Here is a 19,388-nt window from a genome sequence, read left to right on the forward strand (position 1 = left end):
TAACTAGAGAGGAAAGGGATATGTCAAGCCGTTGTGCTGTCATGGGGAATCCTGTAGCCCATAGTTTATCTCCCTTCATTCATCAGTATTTTGCTGAACAAACCGGGAAGCAGTTGAGCTATGAAAAAATTTTAGTCGCGGAAGACACTTTTGAGTCCCAGGTAACGTTTTTTTTTGCTCAAGGTGGGCTGGGATTAAATATTACTTTACCCTTTAAACAACAAGCCTTTGCTATGGCAGACCTGAGCACCCCCCGTTGTCAGCAAGCCAAAGCGGCTAATACCTTATGGATGGAGGAGGAGCGTCTGCATGCGGATAATACTGATGGTGCAGGTTTGATAAAAGATTTAAGTCGTTATCTCGATTTAAATGCTAAGAAAATTCTCCTGATAGGCGCAGGTGGGGCTGCGCGTGGCATTATTGCTCCATTATTAGCGGCCAACATCGCTCGGCTAACAGTAACGAATAGAACAGAGGAAAAAGCAACGATCTTGCAGACGGATTTTCCCGAGATAAGCTATTGTCCCCTGACTGAACTTCAAGCGGAGTATGAGGTGCTGATTAATGCTACTTCAGCTAGCTTAACAGGGGAAGCGATACCCTTAGCTCCCGCGCTATTTCAGGCAGCAACCTGTTGTTATGATTTGGCTTATAGTGCTACAGGAGAGACTGCCTTTGTTGCTTGGGCACGTGCACAGGGTTGCCGACAGGCAGTGGATGGCTTGGGGATGTTGGTAGAGCAAGCTGCTGAGTCGTTTTTTATTTGGCATGGCATAAGGCCCGATACAAGGCCTGTGTTCACGGCTTTAAAAGCTAAGCAAAAAACTTGATGACGTCAGTCGCAGTTGCAAGCGTATCTTGATACCCTAATTCGATTAATTCACGTGTGAATTCTTTTTCAAAGAGTAGAAAGCTGAGTAAATCACCGGAATGATCTTTGGCGCCGAGAACATTCAGCAAAAAGCGAAGCAAAGCAGGCATGTTAAGGTACTGTGCTTGTGCCATGGCTGCGACATCAACACTTGGTCTCAGATGAAGCGTTTCTATGGGACGCCAAGGTGAATGGCGCTTTTTCCACATCGAAAGTAGACGCGCGATATCATTCATTCGGTTTACCATTTCAATGTCACGATCAAGGTTATCGAGAAATAAGCCATTTAACATCCCACCTAAAACACGGGCAAAACCAATATCACCATTGCGTAATAATTGAGGATCAGTAAATGCGGGCAATGGGCGTGTACCTAAAATCAGAATACGCTCAACTTGAAAACGGATTGCTCCGCGTAAGGGGGAAACTAACCCTATACTCCCATCGCCATAGTGAAAACCATCAATCTTTGCTGTGGGAAAAAATAAGGGCAGTGCGCTGGAGGCTAAAATATGCTCCATACTCAGTGTCGCACGTTGACTGATATGACGGGGATAATGCCAATCCTCAAATGAAAGATGATCATGCTGATAGAAAGAAATAGTTTGCTGGGTTTCATAGCAATGACTAATTACTTCCATTGCCTCTAATTGGCCACTGCTTATATTAGTCTCTATAAGTTCGAAATTAATACTATTGGTAATAAACTCTCGCAAAGGTGTCGTGTCAAGAAGGTGCCCCGACTGGCGTTGTTTTACGATTAAATGACTCAGATTACGTAACACGGATTTGCCGAGTTCATAATTACTGGCATTAAAAATTTTTTGACAGTGAATATCGCTCCAAATAGCTTCCAGTTTTTCAAGTCCTGCAGGAAAATCGTGGGCTTGCTCGGCTAAGATTGCAGCATTAATACTACCGACGCTGACACCACTAATCATTTCAAAAGGAAGTTTTTTGACTTGTAAAATATGGCCGATGGCTTTTAGTACACCAGCTTGATAGGCGCCACGGGCACCACCACCTGCTAAATAAAGGGCTTTTTTAGCCATAACTACTTATTTTTTTGATAGATTATAGAAATATAGTGACTCACGGGGAGGTTGGCAAGAGTGCTGAACAGTCTTATCAGTCAAAAATTAGAAAAGAAGGAGGGGCTGGTTACATTTTCTACTATCCTGGCACTTATGCCTTGATTTTCAGTGCTTCGGGGCTCACCTGCTCGCGTGTATACTCCGCTGCGATGCTCAAAAATCAACGTATAACTATTCAAGCTAGCGAAATGTAAACGGTGACCGGTTTGCATTCGTTGATAAAGTGGTATAGCGTTTTGATTTTAACTTCCCAGGTAAAGAGGAAAAATGCTGGCCTTGTTTCGTACACAACCGCCCGCTTTTCGCATGATTTTTATGTTAGAGGTCTGGGAGCGTTTTGGTTTTTATACTGTTCAAGGTATTTTGACGTTGTATTTCATTCGTTTTCTGGGATTTAACGACAGCGAGGCCTACTATACCTTTGGGGCTTTCTCAGCCTTGGTCTATGGGATGGTTGCTTTAGGTGGTTATCTTGGAGACAAAATATTAGGTACCAAACGCACTATTGTATTAGGGCTAATAACACTTGCTCTGGGTTATCTGGCGCTCGCTTTGGTGAATAAAGAACAGGTCTTTTTAGCCTTGGGCCTTGTTTGTGTGGGTAATGGCTTATTTAAGGCGAATCCTTCCAGCCTGTTGGCAAAATGCTATGAAAAAAATGATCCGCGCTTGCATGGGGGATTTACTCTTTATTACATGGCTATCAATTTAGGGTCTACCTTTGCGTTATTTATCGGACCTGCCTTAGCGAGCAGTTTTGGTTATGCCTATGCGTATTTTATTAGTTTTATAGGTTTAGTTTTGGGTTTGGCTAACTATTGGTTTCAACACCAGCATGTCGCTAATATCAATACCAATGCGGATAACAAAACTATTCCATTTGTGTACTGGTGCTTTGTGGTACTTGGAATAGTACTTGCCACGCTTATAGCTGCTTACTTATTGCAACATGTATTGTTTGCCCAAAGTTTGGTATGGCTAATTACAGCAGTGGTTGTTGCTATTTATTTGCTCTATATGCGCCGTGAAGACAAAAGGGCGTGCATTCGAATGCTGGTGGCCTTGGTCTTGATGTTGGAGGCAATTGTCTTTTTCACTCTGTACCAGCAAATGCCCACTTCCTTAAATTTATTTGCTGTTAATAATGTTAGGCCGATCTTGTTAGGTATAACTCTTGATCCACAGAGTTTTCAAGCCCTAAATCCAATTTGGATTATAATAATGAGCCCTGTATTGGCGATGCTCTATCATAAATTACAACAAAGAGGTTTGGCTTTTTCCATTCCCTATAAATTTGCAGTAGGTATGCTTTGTTGCGGTTTAAGTTTTACCTTATTGTATTTTGCCCGATATTTACATGATAACGGTGGTATGGTCTCATCCTGGTGGTTGGTAGCCAGTTATTTTTTTCAGAGCACCGGGGAATTGTTTGTGTCCGCCTTAGGTGTAGCAATGGTTGCTGAATTAGTTCCTGTCCACATTACCGGCTTTGTAATGGGCATGTGGTTTTTAACCTCTTCTATCGCAGGGTTTGTAGGGGCATCGGTGGCTTCTTTAACGGCTTTACCAGCAAATGTAAAACCGGGAATGGAATCATTGGCGATTTATACGAAGGTTTTTGCTTATATAGGCTTAGTAACACTGGGCATTGGGGGCCTAATGTGGTTGGGGGCAGCTTTTTTGAGTCGTTATATCAAATCGGGGCAGCCTTAGGAGGATGGAGAATGTTATTTTCCTATATCAATATTCCATTTTAATTATTAATTTGTTGACTTCTATGTCTAGTAAAATCCTTGCAATTAGTGGTACTTCTGGTGTTGGAAAGACTACTTTAACGAAGGCATTAGCAAAAGCTTTGGATGCAACCTGTCTTTTCTGGGATGACTTTGATGAGCTTGCAAGTGGTCCAGACGATTATCTTGACTGGTACGAGCGCGGCCAAAATTATGCGGAATGGGATTACACAGCACTTGCTGAGGTTCTTTATAAACTTAAAGCGAATCAACCCGTAGAACACCCTGTACTAAAAAAACAGTTGCTACCAACAGACTATATTATTTTTGATGCTCCTTTAGGGCGGTTACATCAACAAACGGCTGGTTACATTAATAGTTGTTTTCATATTGTGACCCCTTTAGATGTCTCTCTAGCTCGCCGTTTGCTTCGAGATTTTAAGGAAGTGAATACATCTAAAGAGGATTTGCTTGCTGAGTTGGAATGTTATCTTGCTGGCACAAGGAAACTTTTTTTTGATGAAGCGTTAAAGAAGAGTGCCAATTTACTCATTGATGGTCTTCTTTCTACCGAAGCTCAAGTTAATTTAATCCAAAATTATTTAAAAAAGAGATAAGTAGCCTGGGAGAAGGTCTGCAAGACCGTAACCCGGGTTTCACTTCGTTGACCCAGGCTAGTTGCTAAGTTGGTGTTGTTCTGCCGCTCAGCCTATTGCCGCTGTACATTGAACCTCTACCAGTAAGCCAGGCATGGCAAGTTTTGAAATCCCAATGGATGCACTCGTGTAGGAATTGACAGGCATTATTTTTGCACGGGTGGCAAAAAAATCAGGGCCATTTTTTTCAATATCCACAATGAAACAGGTCATTGCAAGCATGTTGGTCAAATCAGAGCCAGCGGCAAGAAGCAATGTGCGGATGTTATCAAAGGTTTTAAGAGCCTGCTGTTTTATATCAGGGCCCACTAATTGCCCTTGCTCATCGATGCCTGCTTGTCCAGTGACATAGGCGATGCCATTATAAACTACACAATTGGAGAAGCCATAATGGGCATAATCAAAGACATTTTTGGCGGCAATAATTTTTTTTTCCATAATGTAGGTTCCTTTCATGATGAAATGTCGGGCTCGCAAGCTTCAAGTAGCCTGTAAACTTTTCTAACAGTATAGCAAGCTAACCAGAAAGGCTGAATTTTCGGTTCTTTTCGTTTTAGCCTTCATTATTTGCACTATTGTTACAAATCCTTAAGCTCTGATTAATAAAGCGTCATTACTATAGTGCTATCATTGTTTGCCGATTTGCTCCTAAGCAGTAAATCCCCCATTTTATGTAATTGAGGTAATGAAGTGGCGAGAAAAATAGCTCTAAGCGATAAAACGAAGCAGTTAATGGTTAAATTAGCTGAGACTCAAGCTCTTTCCCCGGCATTAATTGCAGCGCAAGACAGCAGCATAATCGAGCAAGCGGATTTAGTGCGATGGCTGAATACAAGACCACAAGGCGATAAAAAAAATGAATTTCTGCTTGAGTCATTATCTGCCTCATTATTAAATGATTTGCATAACACGTTATTAAAGCCCCAAGAACAACATAAAAAGAAACCCGATAATAGGTCCAAGAGAACCTATTGGTTGTTGGCAATTGCTGGAATATTTTTTTTCGGTTGCGAAGGCTTTGATGGTATTACCGCGATGCTTGAAGTATTTACACTCACCCCTGCGGTAATTTTGGCTACGGGGGTGGTTTTTGCATTGCTTGCAATTACTGTATTTTGTGCCTTTGATTTGGTTGAAATTGCGAAAAACCTGGGGATAAAGAATAAAAACGCACCGCAACTCCTGGATATTTACTTAAGGGAAGTTAAATTAATCACTAAGATTCGAGAGATCATTCTTGCCGAGTACCTCACGGCAGAAGTGATGTCTGTAGAGGCGCTGCGAGAAAATCTTGAGCTTGTGAAGATGTTACAGGCAAAACAGGATGATTTGGACGTCGCACGCGCTACGATGCAACAGTTAGGTCGCCGCCCAGCTTTGCAAGCGGCAAAATCAATCACGGCGGCTGTAGCAGGAATTATCTTTTTTAGCGGGGGGTTTTTTGCTGGTCAAACGGTTGCTTTAAAAGTTGCCGAACTCTGTTTCATACCAGTTGTTGCCAGCTCCCTACCTATTGTTGTTATGAGTCTTTTGGCCGGTGCAGCCGCGTTTAGTGTTTATTGGTATGTCGAACGTCTGGGTATCGAAAACCTTATTGCGAGCTATGTTGGCTTGGATCAAGAAAAAATTGATGAATTATGCGGGGAAAAAAGCGTGGCAAAAGAAAAGAAAAATTTGACGAACTTAAGCAGCCGTCTTACAAGAGAGCTCGGTGCTGCTACAGAAAAGCTTAAAGACCCAGTGAAAGTAGTCCATCACAAAGATTCAGAGCCTGTCTCTCAAGCAAGAGTACTGCCTGCAATTAATGACGAGATAGTCTTAGGTAGTAGCCGCCATGGTTTTCTTGCTAATAAATTGGGAATAAGAAGAGTGGCATCAACGGGCGATTTGCTTGGCATGTCTTCCACACAGTCAATAACTGCTCAAGTAGACGCCTCCGCTGGAGTGTATCTATAAAACACGTTCTCCAGACAGACCAGCGTGGCTAACGTTAAATACTCAAAATTGACTTAACAAAGGGGATAGTAATTTTTCGTTGTGCTATTAGAGACGCTTCATCGAGCTGGTCAAGTATAGCGTGTAAATCATGCATATTACGTGCGCAACGATTAAGCAGAAACTGCCCAACACTGATCGGTAATTTAAAACCGCGTTTACTTGCATGTTGTTGTAGTGTTTTGATTTTTAAATCATCTTCTAACTCATTAAGTTGTACAACCAAACTCCAGGCAAGGCGAGAGCGAAGATCTGGTAAATGGATGGGTGAAGAAGACGGTGGGTGTTGACTCGTGATCAACAGAATAGTTTTTCCATTATCACGAACTTTATTATAGAGATGGAATAGCGCTTCTTCCCAGGCTGTATCATTTGCAATTGCATCGATATCATCGATGGCAATCAAGTCTTGCTCTGCTATTCCTTCAATACTCTCTGGTCCCCATTCTTTAAGAATTTTCAAAGGCAAATAAATGGTTGCTGCTGCATGAGTGCTCATTGCCTGGCAACAGCCTTGTAATAAATGTGATTTACCGCAACCGGGATTGCCCCAAATGGTGAATAAGCGTTCCCCTTTCCCCTGCAGGGCCATTGCTAATTGTTGTTGTAATAGCGTATTAGACCCCCAACAAAAATCGGTTAGGGTTGCTTCATCATTCAGTTGAATTGCCAGGGCCAGTTGACGATTCATTTGGCGAGATGATTGATTGAACACGCTCTTCTGCCCCACGTAAACACATAGTCAATGTAAGTAGCGGCCGTGGTTAGCGCTGCGAGCACAATGAGTGCATTGATTAAATAAGGTGAAAAAGCAAAAAAAGCCAATTCAAATAGACAGGAAATGACCAGTGTTATCTGAAGGGTAGTATTAATTTTGCTCAACAAGGTTGGTTCAAAATCCAGTTTACGCTGAATGAGCCAATACCAAGCTATAACACCAATAGAGATGGTTAAATCACGAAGAAAAACCAGAATAACCAGCCACCAAGGCAATTCCCCGATAAGAGCTAGCGAAATAAAACTCGATGCAACGAGCAATTTGTCTGCTAAAGGATCGATGAATGAACCAAAAAAACTTTGCCAGTGAAAATGCCTTGCCAACCAGCCATCAATGCCGTCAGTTAGGCCCGCTAGCAGAAATACGTAAAAAGCATTTACATATTCCTGTTGGTAAAGAAGCATTAAAAAGGGCACTATTAATACCAGACGAAATAGGGTAAGTGCATTCGGTATGTGTTTTAGTATCATGGGTAAAACGGTAAATTTAACATGCCTTCATCCGTCCCGACAGCATTAAGGGTTACGCCAACGCGCCTTGGCGCCTGTGACGGTATTTTGCTATAAAGTGTATACAATAGTCTCGCTACTGTCACGCTGTTGACATTCATTTACGAAACTGGATGCCAAGGTTTTAGGGGCGTACTGTCTATTTGATGGCCTGATTTTGCTGAACAACAAAGGCTGTAATTAAATTATTTGTTTAAAAACAATCAGTTATAGAATGCCTGTAAAGGGTTGGTAATGAGTTTGGACAGACGCTCACTGCGATTATTTAGAAACAGGCTCAATTGGCACTGCCAGTGCCAGGGTTCTGCTAATAAGCGGTAGCTTTGCTGCTTGAAAATGCCTGATTCAATTGAAGGGGCGAGTTTCTTTAACGCAGTTTGCAGTTCATTATAAACGACCCGCCATAGCGTTTCTGCCTTAAGAGAAAAATAACGATTGAGCAGGGACAGCCAATAAGCCAGATTATTTTGCAAATTACCTTCAATAAATTGTTGGCAGAGTATGGCTAAATTATCGCTTGTTATTACCGAGCCAGTGTGAAAAACGGGTTTAACGACGTGCTGATAAGAGGGATGGATACAAACAAGACCTTTGGCTTGCTCCCGCACGACGAGTGCTTCTGGTTTGTTGTCAGCAAATATTACAAGAGTATTTTGTTGATGCGAGTCGATAGCTACACCGTAATCAAGTAGCAAATGTAATTGACCTGTTAAAACCTGGCGACAGTACAATCTAAAATAATCAATGGGGTTTAAACCGCTACTATTTATAATCTCAATCAGTAGAGGAAGATTACTGAGGGGGGATTGCGTAAAAAGAGCCGCCAATGGAACCATTTTTTGCCCCGGCTGCAGAAAACTGCCGGGGTTTTTACGCAGGGTTAAAACAAATTGTTTATCTTGTGTTGTAGAAATGGGGTTCTCCTGGATATTTAATCCCGCCAGCTCTTCGGCAAGGAAAAGACTTTGTTGATAATGCTGATTCTGGTGGAGTAACTGGCTAAGCCATACCGAGAAAGAGAAACTGTCAGTTGTTGATGTTGATAATAATGCCAGATCGGTGTGCGCTGTAGAAGCAAATTCTATATGGCAAGCGTTATTCCTTAATGGCATCGTTGATCGAAAAGACATGGATGGTTTTACCAGTTGATGATGGGGTATTAAAATCAGTGCCTTCTTGTCAATTAGCGAAGAGAAGGTGTTTTGTATTTGATTGCGCCACTGCCAGGGATGCATCGGCATAGGGTAGTATTCTGTGATGTCGACTTGCTTGAAACGCAGCTTTTCTTGCCACAGTTTATATTCTTTGGGGAATTGGTTGGCCATAAATTCAGAGTAGTTTATTTGATTGGTGGTGAGTTGGGCTTGTTGTTTACGTAGAGCACACCAGTGCAGGCTGATTTGTGCATTAAATTCTGGTGAGTATTGTAATACCTCACGACGACTGAATCCTATTTTGGCGCGAAAGTGAGGTTGGCTGGGATGGCCGAGGCAACCCCATTGTTCGAGCAGCTGTATTGTATCTTGGCAATTTTGTTCATTGCTCAGCCACATCCAGAAACTAGCGTAACCTTTTGCTTGCTGTTTTAATCCTGCTTGCCAGTGTTGATGATAAGCTTGCGCCATCGCATCGTTAGCAATGGATTCATCCAGTTCATCTCGTAAACGCTGCCAGTGAAAAAAAGCAGAAGCTGGTTGATTGGTTTTAAGTTTTGCTTGTAATTGGGTGAGAAAATCGTGCACATGATGGCTTACGACTGGTTCTGCCATAAGACCCTCCATCATTACTGTCTGCTGAAGACGCTGCAAGCATTGACGATGAGCAAGAGAGATATAATGCTCAATCGCACGCTGTGGTAAACCAATTCCTACTTCAAAAAGAAGAAAGCGTAATTGATGACTTAATTCCTGAAAATTATTGTGAGCCAAGGCCATGCTTCACTCCTGCTTAGGCGATACAACGAGAATTGAATTCAATATAAATGATAATCATTCTCATTTGCAAGGGGTGATAGAAAACAGATTCGCTTTGCAAATAACTGGATGGTGGAAACACTAGCCCTAAGACATAACCAAAAAATGCGTACTGTTTAAATTAAAAACAACAAGGGATAAATAATCAATTAAAAAAAACTGTCGTAGCAGATAACCCGTTTATATCGGGTTACCACGCTGCTTATCAGGCTACGATAAATGGAGTGAAGTTATTCTTCGTTTTGACGGTAAATGATGGCTGTGTTGCCAATTAATTGCACTAAATCAGCCTGCAGCTGCGTACAAAGCTCAGTTGCCATTTTTTGTCGATCTTCTTTTTCAGCACCGGCAATTTTAATTTTTATGAGTTCATGGGCCAGCAATGCTATATTTGTTTCCTCAACGACTGCTGGTGTAAGTCCCTTAGCGCCTAAAAGAACCACTGGCCTTAAATGATGGGCCTTTGCTTTTAAAGATTGTTTGAATGCAGTGTCCATAATGGCCATCCTGATTATTAAAATGACAAATTATTGCACGTTTTGCTGGGAAAAGGTAGCAAATTTCAGTATCATGCACTAATTCCTTTAGTGATTAAATTGTTATGCCTCGTTCCAAAAGTAGTAAACGCTGGTTGCAAGAACATTTTGATGATGTTTATGTCAAAAAAGCCCAGGCTGAAGGGTACCGTAGCCGTGCAGTATACAAATTAAAAGAAGTCGATGAGAAGGAGCGATTGTTGCGCCCCGGTATGACAGTCGTTGATTTAGGCGCGGCTCCGGGTGGATGGACACAGTATGTGACTGAAAAATTGGATGGACATGGTACTATTATTGCATTGGATCTATTGTCTATGGATGCATTGCCAGGTGTCGATTTTATTCAGGGTGATTTTCGTGAGGATGCTGTTTTGCATCAGCTGATGGATTTAGTCCCAGAGCGTGGGGTGGACTTGCTTTTATCAGATATGGCCCCAAATATGAGTGGTTCGGCAGCAGTGGACATCCCCAGTGCCATGTATTTGGCAGAACTAGCTTTCGATTTTGGCAATAAAATGTTAAAACCAGGAGGTACATTGCTCATGAAAATATTTCACGGAACAGGGTTTGACGAGCTCGTAAAACAAGCTCGCGGGCAATTTGACAAAGTGGTCATTCGTAAGCCTGCAGCTTCTCGTGCCCGCTCACGAGAAACCTATTTGCTGGCGAAGGGCTATAATTTATAGTAACTTTATCGTTCTAACGTCGTAGAAATACGTCACAATCGAGGTTAATGCTTTGAACGACATGGTAAAAAATTTATTTTTGTGGTTGATTATAGCAATTGTGCTGGTCTCCGTGTTCAGTAATTTTGGCCCCCGCCATACTTCCGCCGAGAAACTTTCTTATAGTCAGTTTTTAAGGGAAGTCGAGCAAGGCACGGTTAATTCCGTCACCATTGAGGATAATAAAATTATCAAAGGGGTGACCAAAAATAATCATCGTTTTGTGACTTATATGCCTATGCAGGATGATGCCTTGCTGGGTGAATTGCTAAAATCAAAGGTTGATATTAGTGGTCAGGAAAAGCAACAGGAAAGTTTCTTGCTTCATTTATTTATCAACTGGTTCCCAATGCTCCTCTTAATTGGCGTTTGGATTTTCTTTATGCGCCAAATGCAAGGTGGTGGTGGCCGCGGAGCAATGTCTTTTGGCCGTTCACGCGCCCGCCTGTTGGGTGAAGATCAGGTTAAAGTTACTTTTGCTGATGTAGCTGGCGTTGATGAAGCTAAAGAAGAAGTGAAAGAGCTTGTCGATTTTCTGCGTGATCCCAGTAAATTTCAGAACCTTGGTGGCCGTATCCCGCGCGGGGTTTTATTGGTTGGTCCCCCTGGTACCGGGAAGACTTTGTTGGCGAAAGCAGTAGCTGGCGAAGCAAAAGTTCCTTTTTTCACTATTTCTGGTTCTGACTTCGTCGAGATGTTTGTGGGTGTCGGTGCTTCACGTGTCCGAGATATGTTTGAACAGGCAAAAAAACACGCGCCTTGTATTATTTTTATTGATGAGATCGATGCGGTGGGTAGACATCGTGGAGCCGGCCTTGGTGGAGGGCACGATGAGCGTGAGCAAACCTTGAACCAATTACTGGTAGAAATGGATGGTTTTGAAGGCAATGAGGGTGTGATAGTCGTATCAGCGACGAACCGACCTGATGTCCTTGACCCTGCTCTGTTGCGTCCTGGCCGTTTTGACCGTCAAGTTGTTGTTCCTTTACCGGATATTCGTGGACGTGAACAGATTCTGAAAGTGCATTTACAAAAAGTGCCTATCGATAAGCAAGTTGAAATAATGCCTATTGCTCGAGGTACACCAGGCTTTTCTGGCGCAGATTTAGCGAATTTGGTAAATGAGGCTGCATTATTTGCTGCGCGTGCTAATAAACGCAAGGTAGGCATGATTGAGCTTGATAAAGCAAAAGATAAGATCATGATGGGTGCTGAACGCCGTTCAATGGTCATGGATGAGAACGAGAAAAAATTAACAGCCTACCATGAAGCGGGTCATGCTATTGTGGGTTTGTTGGTTCCTGAACATGACCCTGTTTATAAGGTAACCATTATTCCTCGTGGTCGTGCACTTGGTGTAACTATGTTTCTGCCCGAGCAGGATCGCTATAGCCATAGTAAACGGCGTTTGGAAAGCCAGTTATCCAGCTTGTTTGGTGGTCGTATCGCGGAGGAAATAATTTTTGGTGTTGAAAGCGTAACGACAGGGGCATCAAACGACATTATGCGTGCGACTGAAATTGCTCGTAAGATGGTTACAACTTGGGGATTGTCAACGCTTGGTCCGCTGACCTTTGGCGAAGAGGAAGGTGAAGTATTTCTCGGTAGAAGTGTTAGTCAGCATAAGGAAATTTCTGACAAAACAGCGCAACAGATTGATGAAGAAGTCAGACAGATTGTAGACAGGAATTATCAGCGGGCTAAAGAAATTCTTAATGCGAATCTGGATAAGTTGCATTTGATGGCTGATGGTTTGATTAAGTATGAAACTATTGATGCGAAGCAAATACAGGAAATTATGTCAGGTCATGAGCCTTCTCCACCAGATGATTGGGAAGCAACCAAGGCTACACAGAAGGATAAAAAAGGCGAAGATCCCACATCAAAACCGGTAAATGGCAAACCAGTGGATCACCCGGCTGGGGAACACTAAATCCAATCTTAATCATTATTATCATCAAGCTGCTGGTAAAGGGCTTGATGAATTTTTTTTTTGAGAAATATTATAGTGAATAGAGAACAGCTTGAACAATGGTGCGAATTTCACCAATCTACCAATAACAGAGAGGTGTTGCGAAAACCTTTGATTATGGGCGTTTTGAATATTACCCCTGATTCTTTTTCAGATGGCGGACAATACTATAATGCACCGCAAAAAGCAGTCGCCCGCGCGCAACAAATGATTGCAGAAGGTGCCGATATTATTGATATCGGGGGGGAGTCTTCAAGACCTGGTGCTTCGCCTGTTGGCAGTGCCGAGGAATTGGCAAGAGTGATTCCCTTAATCAAAGCGTTGCGAGCAGAAAGTGATGTGTGTATCTCTATCGATACTACTAAAGCAGACGTTATGGCACATGCAGTTGCTGCGGGCGCTTCTATGATTAACGATATCAGTGCTTTAGCAGGTAATGAGTCATTGGAAACAGCCGCTACTTTAGGCGTACCCGTATGCCTGATGCATATGCAGGGGAGGCCTGACAGTATGCAAAATAATCCCCATTACAGTGGGAATGTCGTCGATGAGGTGAACTTATTTTTTCAGCAACGTGTAGAATGTTGTCTTGCGGCTGGAATCAAAACGAAGCACCTTATTCTTGATCCTGGCTTTGGTTTTGGAAAGACACCGGAGCATAATCTATTCATGGTTAAACGTCTTGCTGCTTTTAAGCAACATAATTTGCCTTTGATGCTCGGTGCATCGCGCAAAAGTACACTCGGCTATTTGACGGGCAAGCCAGTTAACCAACGTTTGGCCAGTGGCTTGGCAATTGCTCTTTTTGCCATGTTACAGGGGGTTGGCATTATTAGAACCCATGATGTTGCTGAAACCTATCAAGCCCTACTAACAATGCACGCTATTAATCAGGCTGATAAAGAATAACGAAAGAGGAAATGCGGATGAATCAACGAAAATATTTTGGTACAGACGGGATTCGAGGACAGGTTGGTTTATCCAATGTTAACCCAGAATTTATGTTGAAGCTGGGATGGGCTGTAGGGCGGGTCCTTGCGAATGGGCAGCGTAAAAAAGTGATTATTGGGAAAGATACGCGTATCTCCGGCTACATGCTTGAGTCGGCACTGGAGGCTGGGCTTTCAGCGGCAGGTGTTGATGTTAGCTTGCTAGGGCCAATGCCAACTCCAGCGGTTGCTTACCTTACCCAAACCCTGCGAGCTAATGCGGGAATCGTAATAAGTGCCTCACATAACCTCTTCGAAGATAATGGAATTAAATTCTTTTCTGCTGATGGTAGTAAATTACCGGATGAGGTGGAATTAGCAATTGAAGCTGAAATGGAAAAACCATTACAAACGGTTGCCTCAGCAAAATTAGGAAAAGCTATGCGTATTAATGATGCGCCTGGCCGCTATATAGAATTTTGTAAATCGACTATCCCTTCATTGACTCGCTTGTCGGGTCTTAAAATAGTGGTGGATTGCGCTAATGGTGCGACTTATCACATTGCTCCCAATGTATTCAGTGAGCTTGGAGCGGAAGTGATTACTATCGGGGATAAGCCTGATGGCTTTAATATCAATCAGAAGTGTGGTTCAACAGAGCCAGAGGCTTTGAAACGGCATGTTTTGGCCAAAGGTGCCGATCTTGGGATTGCTTTAGATGGTGATGGCGATCGACTGATTATGATTGATGCAGTCGGCAATATAGTGGATGGTGATCAGGTTATTTATGTTATTGCTAAAGATCGGTTTCAAAGAGGGTCATTGCAAGGTGGTGTTGTTGGGACCTTAATGAGTAATTATGGTTTAGAGAAGGCAATTACAGCGATGGGCGTACCTTTTTTGCGTACAAAAGTCGGCGATCGCTATGTGTTGGAAACCCTGAAAAGACAAGAATGGAAAATTGGTGGCGAATCCTCGGGCCATATTGTTTGTCTCGATAAAACAACCACAGGTGATGGTATCATTGCTGCCTTACAAGTCTTGGCTTGTATGGTAAAACAGGAAAAAACCCTACAACAGTTAGTAGAGGGTGTTCAATTATTTCCGCAATCACTAGTCAATATTAAAACCGAAAAAGCAGTGTTACTGGCTGAAGATCCCCGGGTTTTAGAAATTGTTGCTGCTTTAAGCAACCAATTACAGGGTGAAGGGCGGGTTTTATTACGTCCCTCAGGGACTGAACCCTTATTACGTGTGATGGTTGAAGGTATTGATAGTCATCAAGTAAAATCGCAGGCCGAGCAATTGAGCGCTGAAATAAGGCATATTGAGCAAAAAATTGCTGGAACACCTCTTTGAGTGGGCAAGTTGATTAATCCGCGCAAATTTTAACTGATTTAAGAGGCAAGCAGCCTGTAATTACTAAAGAATCAACACAGTTTAATAAAAGGCAAATCTAACGCTAGGATTTCACAGTACTTTGTTGTATATTCCGCACGGTGATTTGGGGGGCAAATGAGGAAAAAAATTGTAGCTGGCAATTGGAAAATGAATGGTCGATGCGATCAGGTAAAACGTCTATTGCAACAATTACTAGCACTTACCCAGGGAGAGGCATTAGGGGCTCAATGTGTTGTTATGCCACCCGCTATTTATTTGCCATTGGTTAAAGACTATCTGCACAGCAGCAACATCAGTTGGGGCGCTCAGAATGTTTACCCAAAAGATGCCGGAGCGTTTACTGGAGAATTGTCCGGTCCTATGCTTACCGATTATGCCTGCCAATATGTTTTAGTAGGGCATTCAGAGCGTAGACACCTATTTAGTGAAGATGAAAAATTTGTTGCAGATAAATTCCACCATGTAAAAGAACATGGTATGATACCGATTCTTTGTGTGGGTGAGACTATCAAAGAGCGTGAGCAAGGGCTTACGCAAGAAGTTCTTGCCAAACAATTACTCGCAGTGACAAGTGTTGGCAAGCGATGTTTTAACGGGTGTGTTGTTGCTTATGAGCCGGTATGGGCAATAGGAACTGGGAAAACAGCTTCCCCCGAGCAGGTGCAAGAAGTGCATTCTGCAATCAGGACCTTGGTCGCTGAGTTTGATATTGATGATGCGAAACATTTAACCATCGTTTATGGTGGTAGTGTGAATGAAAAGAATGCGCGCTCGCTGTTTGCGATGCCGGATGTTGATGGTGGTTTAGTTGGTGGAGCATCCCTTAATGCCCAACAGTTTGTGGATATCTTGAAATGTATCAATTAATTTTAATGGTTCATATGCTGGTCGCCCTGGTCTTAATTGGCTTGGTTTTGATTCAGCATGGGAAAGGTGCCGATATCGGTGCAGCATTTGGTTCCGGGGCATCTAATACTGTGTTCGGCAGCCAGGGGACAGGTACTTTTCTGTTCAAATTAACCGGTGGTTTGGCTCTGACTTTCTTTGTCACTAGTTTGTCATTGTCATACATAGTGTCAACACAGTATAAAAAAGCGGAACAACAAGTTATCCCTCATCAAACCAGTGTGCCGGAAAATAAAATTCCAGTACCGGTTGATAGCAGTAAGAGCGGAAAATAATAACTAACATGCCGAAGTGGTGGAATTGGTAGACACGCCGTCTTGAGGGGGCGGTGGCGTAAGCCGTGCCGGTTCGAGTCCGGCCTTCGGCACCATTAATCCGAGCAATGCGAAATGATGCTATCACAATACTTACCAGTACTTATTTTTATTATAATCGGGCTTGTTATAGGTCTTGCAATGTTGACCGCAGGTTCTTTGCTTGGCAAACATAACCCTGACTCTGCCAAAAATTCGCCTTATGAGTGCGGATTTGGTGCTTTCGAAAGTTCGCATTTACCCTTTGATGTAAGATTCTATCTAATTGCTATATTATTTATCATATTTGATTTGGAAACTGCTTTTTTCTTTCCTTGGGCCTTGGTGTTGCGCAAGATTGGGTGGTTTGGTTTTTCTGCGATGATGATCTTCCTTGGCCTGTTGGTGATTGGCTTCATCTATGAATGGAAACGGGGCGCACTTGAATGGGAGTGAGTGTTTTCGTTTTGTAGAAAAGTAACACCACGTTATTATTTGTTAACCCAGAATATTTAGAGGCTTGCTATGGCGGTTGCAGAATTGCAAAAAACTGGCTTTGTTACAACCTCGGTGGATAAACTGCTTGGTTGGGCGCGTAGCGGTTCAATGTGGCCTATGACTTTTGGTCTTGCCTGTTGTGCCGTAGAAATGATGCATGTCGGGGCTGCCCGTTATGATTTGGACCGATTTGGCATTATTTTTAGACCTAGCCCGCGACAATCAGATGTCATGATTGTAGCTGGAACTTTATGTAACAAAATGGCGCCTGCCTTGCGTAAAGTATACGATCAGATGCCGGAGCCACGATGGGTTATCTCTATGGGCTCTTGCGCAAATGGTGGTGGCTATTACCATTACTCTTATTCGGTAGTGAGAGGTTGTGACCGCATTGTCCCAGTGGATGTCTATGTACCAGGTTGCCCGCCAACTGCCGAAGCGCTTCTCTATGGCATTATTCAGCTACAGAACAAAATCAGGCGCAAACAGATAATTGAGGCTTGAGACCAGCACAGGTGCATATCAGATGACAAAATTAACCGATTTGGCTGAAAAATTAACTTCAGAATTGAATGGCTTGTTTTCTTCGATTATTGTAGCCAACGATGAGATTACCCTTGAGTGTGAGGTTAGCAAGCTTAAGACGACCTTACAGCAACTATGTAGTCATGAATTATTTTTGTTTGATCAACTCATTGATCTGTGCGCTGTCGATTATTTGTCGTACGGCGAATACGATTGGGAGACAGAGTCAGCCACAGAAAGTGGCTTTTCGCGTGGGGTAGAACGACAGGAAGCAAAAGCTTACGCATTGACCAAGCCACGCTTTGCAGTCGTTTACCATTTATTATCTACTAAAAAGAACCACCGAGTGCGCGTAAAAGCATTTGTTGAGGAAACCCATTTAGTTGTTCCTTCAGTACATGATATTTGGAAGGGTGCAAATTGGTTTGAGCGTGAAGCTTATGACTTATATGGAATTTTATTTGAAAACCACCCTGACCTAAGACGCATTCTTACTGACTATGGATTTATTGGTCATCCTTTCCGTAAAGATTTTCCACTTAGTGGCCATGTAGAAATGCGTTATGATGCACAGTTACAAAAAGTAATCTACGAACCAGTAGATATCGAACCAAGAATTCTGGTTCCTAAGGTAATACGAAACGACAATCGCTATCTTGACAAAAACGGAGCGAGCAATGATTGAATTAAAGAATTACACGCTCAATTTTGGTCCACAGCATCCGGCAGCTCATGGGGTATTGCGCCTTGTTCTTGAGTTGGAAGGTGAAACCATTACTCGTGCCGATCCACATATTGGATTGCTGCATCGCGCCACTGAGAAATTGGCTGAAACCAAGCCTTACATACAAAGCATAGGTTACATGGATAGGCTTGATTATGTTTCCATGATGTGTAACGAACATGCCTATGTTCTTGCTCTGGAAAAATTGCTGGGTATAGATATCCCTTTACGAGCAAAGTACATCCGCACTATGTTTGACGAGGTGACTCGTATTCTGAATCATCTGCTCTGGTTAGGAGCTATTGCCTTAGATATTGGCGCAATGACTGTATTTCTCTACTGTTTCCGCGAGCGTGAAGATTTGTTTGACTGCTATGAGGCTGTTTCCGGTGCCCGCATGCATGCTACTTATTATCGTCCCGGCGGTGTGGCCCGTGATTTACCCAATACGATGCCAAAGTACAAACCATCGCGTTGGCATAATGAGCGTGAAGTTGAAAAAATGAATGTCCACCGAGAAGGTAGTTTATTGGATTTCTTGTGGGCTTTTACCGAACGTTTCCCAAAATGTGTTGATGAGTATGAAACCCTGCTCACTGATAACCGTATTTGGAAACAGCGTACAGTGGATATTGGTGTTGTTTCACCTGAAGAGGCATTACAATGGGGATTTACTGGACCCATGTTACGTGGTTCAGGTGTGGCGTGGGACCTGCGTAAAAAACAACCTTATGCTGCTTATGATCAAGTGGATTTTGACATTCCGGTTGGCAAAACAGGTGATTGCTATGACCGCTACTTAGTACGAGTAGAAGAATTACGGCAATCAAATAACATTATAAGGCAATGTATTGAATGGTTGCGTGATAATCCTGGCCCGGTAAAAATTGATGATAACAAGATTACGCCACCAAAGCGTGAAAAGATGAAGCATGATATGGAGGCATTGATTCACCATTTTAAACTTTTCACGGAAGGGTTTTGTTTGCCACAAGGTGAAGTCTATAGTGCGGTTGAGGCTCCCAAAGGTGAATTTGGTATTTATTTGGTGTCAGATGGCGCTAACAAGCCTTATCGTATGAAGATTCGTGCGCCGGGGTTTGCTCACTTATCAAGTTTCGATGCGATGGTGAGAGGGCATATGCTTGCTGATGGAGTTGCGATTCTTGCAAGTCAAGACATTGTATTTGGTGAGATTGACCGATAGATTAATAGACTTCTCTCGAAACTGGCTGCCTTGAAAGCAGGGGAGAAGAAAACGGCGCGCAGA

The 19,388-nt window shown here is 42.8% G+C and carries 20 protein-coding genes and 1 tRNA gene; 15 read left to right on the forward strand and 6 right to left on the reverse strand.

What is annotated here, in order from left to right:
- The first annotated feature begins 20 nt into the window (after positions 1-20).
- Positions 21-830, forward strand: a complete 810-nt coding sequence (gene aroE, locus Lfee_RS09395; protein ID WP_058446109.1) for a shikimate dehydrogenase — start codon at positions 21-23, stop codon at positions 828-830.
- Here the strand turns inward: aroE and Lfee_RS09400 are convergent.
- Complete coding sequence (locus Lfee_RS09400) at positions 814-1,923, reverse strand: patatin-like phospholipase family protein (RefSeq protein WP_058446111.1); 1,110 nt, start codon at positions 1,921-1,923, stop codon at positions 814-816. The two genes, aroE and Lfee_RS09400, sit on opposite strands and share 17 nt — an antisense overlap.
- 309 nt (positions 1,924-2,232) lie before the next feature.
- Between Lfee_RS09400 and Lfee_RS09410 the strand changes: the two genes are divergently transcribed.
- Positions 2,233-3,678 (forward strand): oligopeptide:H+ symporter, encoded by a 1,446-nt coding sequence (locus Lfee_RS09410; protein WP_058446115.1) that lies wholly within the window; start codon positions 2,233-2,235, stop codon positions 3,676-3,678.
- Between the two features lie 64 nt (positions 3,679-3,742).
- Entirely contained in the window at positions 3,743-4,315 is a 573-nt protein-coding gene (locus tag Lfee_RS09415) for an AAA family ATPase (RefSeq protein WP_058446323.1), read from the forward strand.
- A gap of 87 nt (positions 4,316-4,402) precedes the next feature.
- Here Lfee_RS09415 and Lfee_RS09420 read toward each other — a convergent pair whose 3' ends face one another.
- On the reverse strand, positions 4,403-4,792 hold the full coding sequence (locus tag Lfee_RS09420; RefSeq protein WP_058446117.1) for a Rid family hydrolase: 390 nt from the start codon (positions 4,790-4,792) through the stop codon (positions 4,403-4,405).
- 252 nt (positions 4,793-5,044) lie between these two features.
- Here Lfee_RS09420 and Lfee_RS09425 point away from each other — a divergent pair, with 252 nt between their 5' ends.
- The gene (locus Lfee_RS09425) at positions 5,045-6,310 is read left to right on the forward strand and encodes a hypothetical protein (RefSeq protein ID WP_131753147.1); all 1,266 of its coding nucleotides are present in this window, start codon (positions 5,045-5,047) and stop codon (positions 6,308-6,310) included.
- Positions 6,311-6,344: 34 nt separating this feature from the next.
- On the opposite strand, the gene hda is transcribed toward Lfee_RS09425, so the two are convergent.
- The 4 genes from hda to yhbY form a co-directional block, all read right to left on the reverse strand.
- Entirely contained in the window at positions 6,345-7,040 is a 696-nt protein-coding gene (gene hda, locus Lfee_RS09430) for a DnaA regulatory inactivator Hda (RefSeq protein WP_058446121.1), read from the reverse strand.
- Complete coding sequence (locus Lfee_RS09435; RefSeq protein WP_058446123.1) at positions 7,037-7,597, reverse strand: CDP-alcohol phosphatidyltransferase family protein; 561 nt, start codon at positions 7,595-7,597, stop codon at positions 7,037-7,039. Before Lfee_RS09435 ends, hda begins: the two co-directional genes overlap by 4 nt.
- A gap of 242 nt (positions 7,598-7,839) precedes the next feature.
- Positions 7,840-9,570, reverse strand: coding sequence for an IucA/IucC family protein (locus tag Lfee_RS09440; RefSeq protein ID WP_058446125.1), 1,731 nt, complete (start codon positions 9,568-9,570; stop codon positions 7,840-7,842).
- A gap of 269 nt (positions 9,571-9,839) precedes the next feature.
- Positions 9,840-10,106: a ribosome assembly RNA-binding protein YhbY gene (gene yhbY / locus Lfee_RS09445; protein WP_058446128.1), complete on the reverse strand. Its 267-nt coding sequence runs from the start codon at positions 10,104-10,106 to the stop codon at positions 9,840-9,842.
- A gap of 104 nt (positions 10,107-10,210) precedes the next feature.
- Here yhbY and rlmE point away from each other — a divergent pair, with 104 nt between their 5' ends.
- From rlmE to Lfee_RS09500, 11 genes are all read left to right on the forward strand, one after another.
- Positions 10,211-10,831 carry a 23S rRNA (uridine(2552)-2'-O)-methyltransferase RlmE gene (gene rlmE / locus Lfee_RS09450; protein ID WP_058446130.1) on the forward strand — a complete coding sequence of 207 codons (621 nt, stop codon included), beginning with the start codon at positions 10,211-10,213 and terminating at the stop codon, positions 10,829-10,831.
- A 61-nt stretch (positions 10,832-10,892) separates the two neighbouring features.
- Positions 10,893-12,803, forward strand: coding sequence for an ATP-dependent zinc metalloprotease FtsH (gene ftsH / locus Lfee_RS09455; protein WP_058446132.1), 1,911 nt, complete (start codon positions 10,893-10,895; stop codon positions 12,801-12,803).
- Positions 12,804-12,878: 75 nt separating this feature from the next.
- A complete protein-coding gene (gene folP, locus Lfee_RS09460; RefSeq protein ID WP_058446134.1) occupies positions 12,879-13,751 on the forward strand; it encodes a dihydropteroate synthase in 873 nt (290 codons plus the stop codon).
- A gap of 17 nt (positions 13,752-13,768) precedes the next feature.
- The gene (gene glmM, locus Lfee_RS09465) at positions 13,769-15,130 is read left to right on the forward strand and encodes a phosphoglucosamine mutase (RefSeq protein ID WP_058446136.1); all 1,362 of its coding nucleotides are present in this window, start codon (positions 13,769-13,771) and stop codon (positions 15,128-15,130) included.
- A 156-nt stretch (positions 15,131-15,286) separates the two neighbouring features.
- Positions 15,287-16,039, forward strand: a complete 753-nt coding sequence (gene tpiA / locus Lfee_RS09470; protein ID WP_058446138.1) for a triose-phosphate isomerase — start codon at positions 15,287-15,289, stop codon at positions 16,037-16,039.
- The gene (gene secG, locus Lfee_RS09475) at positions 16,027-16,353 is read left to right on the forward strand and encodes a preprotein translocase subunit SecG (protein ID WP_058446140.1); all 327 of its coding nucleotides are present in this window, start codon (positions 16,027-16,029) and stop codon (positions 16,351-16,353) included. Before tpiA ends, secG begins: the two co-directional genes overlap by 13 nt.
- A gap of 10 nt (positions 16,354-16,363) precedes the next feature.
- Positions 16,364-16,448: transfer RNA gene (locus Lfee_RS09480), tRNA-Leu, on the forward strand.
- A 22-nt stretch (positions 16,449-16,470) separates the two neighbouring features.
- Complete coding sequence (locus Lfee_RS09485; RefSeq protein WP_058446324.1) at positions 16,471-16,827, forward strand: NADH-quinone oxidoreductase subunit A; 357 nt, start codon at positions 16,471-16,473, stop codon at positions 16,825-16,827.
- A 69-nt stretch (positions 16,828-16,896) separates the two neighbouring features.
- The gene (locus tag Lfee_RS09490; protein ID WP_019215905.1) at positions 16,897-17,373 is read left to right on the forward strand and encodes a NuoB/complex I 20 kDa subunit family protein; all 477 of its coding nucleotides are present in this window, start codon (positions 16,897-16,899) and stop codon (positions 17,371-17,373) included.
- A gap of 22 nt (positions 17,374-17,395) precedes the next feature.
- Positions 17,396-18,079 (forward strand): NADH-quinone oxidoreductase subunit C, encoded by a 684-nt coding sequence (locus Lfee_RS09495; RefSeq protein ID WP_058446142.1) that lies wholly within the window; start codon positions 17,396-17,398, stop codon positions 18,077-18,079.
- Positions 18,072-19,325, forward strand: coding sequence for an NADH-quinone oxidoreductase subunit D (locus tag Lfee_RS09500; RefSeq protein WP_058446144.1), 1,254 nt, complete (start codon positions 18,072-18,074; stop codon positions 19,323-19,325). Before Lfee_RS09495 ends, Lfee_RS09500 begins: the two co-directional genes overlap by 8 nt.
- Positions 19,326-19,388 lie beyond the last annotated feature (63 nt).

It is taken from the genome of Legionella feeleii, from assembly GCF_001467625.1.
Taxonomy (GTDB): Bacteria; Pseudomonadota; Gammaproteobacteria; order Legionellales; family Legionellaceae; genus Tatlockia; species Tatlockia feeleii.

Bases quoted from the DNA above. Each gene is read 5' to 3' on its own strand.
- glmM (WP_058446136.1), top strand. From the start codon at position 13,769: ATGAATCAACGAAAATATTTTGGTACAGACGGGATTCGAGGACAGGTT.
- tpiA (WP_058446138.1), top strand. From the start codon at position 15,287: ATGAGGAAAAAAATTGTAGCTGGCAATTGGAAAATGAATGGTCGATGC.
- yhbY (WP_058446128.1), bottom strand. From the start codon at position 10,106: ATGGACACTGCATTCAAACAATCTTTAAAAGCAAAGGCCCATCATTTA.
- Lfee_RS09485 (WP_058446324.1), top strand. From the start codon at position 16,471: ATGCTATCACAATACTTACCAGTACTTATTTTTATTATAATCGGGCTT.
- Lfee_RS09435 (WP_058446123.1), bottom strand. From the start codon at position 7,597: ATGATACTAAAACACATACCGAATGCACTTACCCTATTTCGTCTGGTA.
- Lfee_RS09495 (WP_058446142.1), top strand. From the start codon at position 17,396: ATGACAAAATTAACCGATTTGGCTGAAAAATTAACTTCAGAATTGAAT.
- rlmE (WP_058446130.1), top strand. From the start codon at position 10,211: ATGCCTCGTTCCAAAAGTAGTAAACGCTGGTTGCAAGAACATTTTGAT.
- Lfee_RS09415 (WP_058446323.1), top strand. From the start codon at position 3,743: ATGTCTAGTAAAATCCTTGCAATTAGTGGTACTTCTGGTGTTGGAAAG.
- Lfee_RS09410 (WP_058446115.1), top strand. From the start codon at position 2,233: ATGCTGGCCTTGTTTCGTACACAACCGCCCGCTTTTCGCATGATTTTT.
- Lfee_RS09400 (WP_058446111.1), bottom strand. From the start codon at position 1,923: ATGGCTAAAAAAGCCCTTTATTTAGCAGGTGGTGGTGCCCGTGGCGCC.
- Lfee_RS09500 (WP_058446144.1), top strand. From the start codon at position 18,072: ATGATTGAATTAAAGAATTACACGCTCAATTTTGGTCCACAGCATCCG.
- Lfee_RS09490 (WP_019215905.1), top strand. From the start codon at position 16,897: ATGGCGGTTGCAGAATTGCAAAAAACTGGCTTTGTTACAACCTCGGTG.
- hda (WP_058446121.1), bottom strand. From the start codon at position 7,040: ATGAATCGTCAACTGGCCCTGGCAATTCAACTGAATGATGAAGCAACC.
- ftsH (WP_058446132.1), top strand. From the start codon at position 10,893: ATGGTAAAAAATTTATTTTTGTGGTTGATTATAGCAATTGTGCTGGTC.
- aroE (WP_058446109.1), top strand. From the start codon at position 21: ATGTCAAGCCGTTGTGCTGTCATGGGGAATCCTGTAGCCCATAGTTTA.
- Lfee_RS09420 (WP_058446117.1), bottom strand. From the start codon at position 4,792: ATGGAAAAAAAAATTATTGCCGCCAAAAATGTCTTTGATTATGCCCAT.
- secG (WP_058446140.1), top strand. From the start codon at position 16,027: ATGTATCAATTAATTTTAATGGTTCATATGCTGGTCGCCCTGGTCTTA.
- Lfee_RS09440 (WP_058446125.1), bottom strand. From the start codon at position 9,570: ATGGCCTTGGCTCACAATAATTTTCAGGAATTAAGTCATCAATTACGC.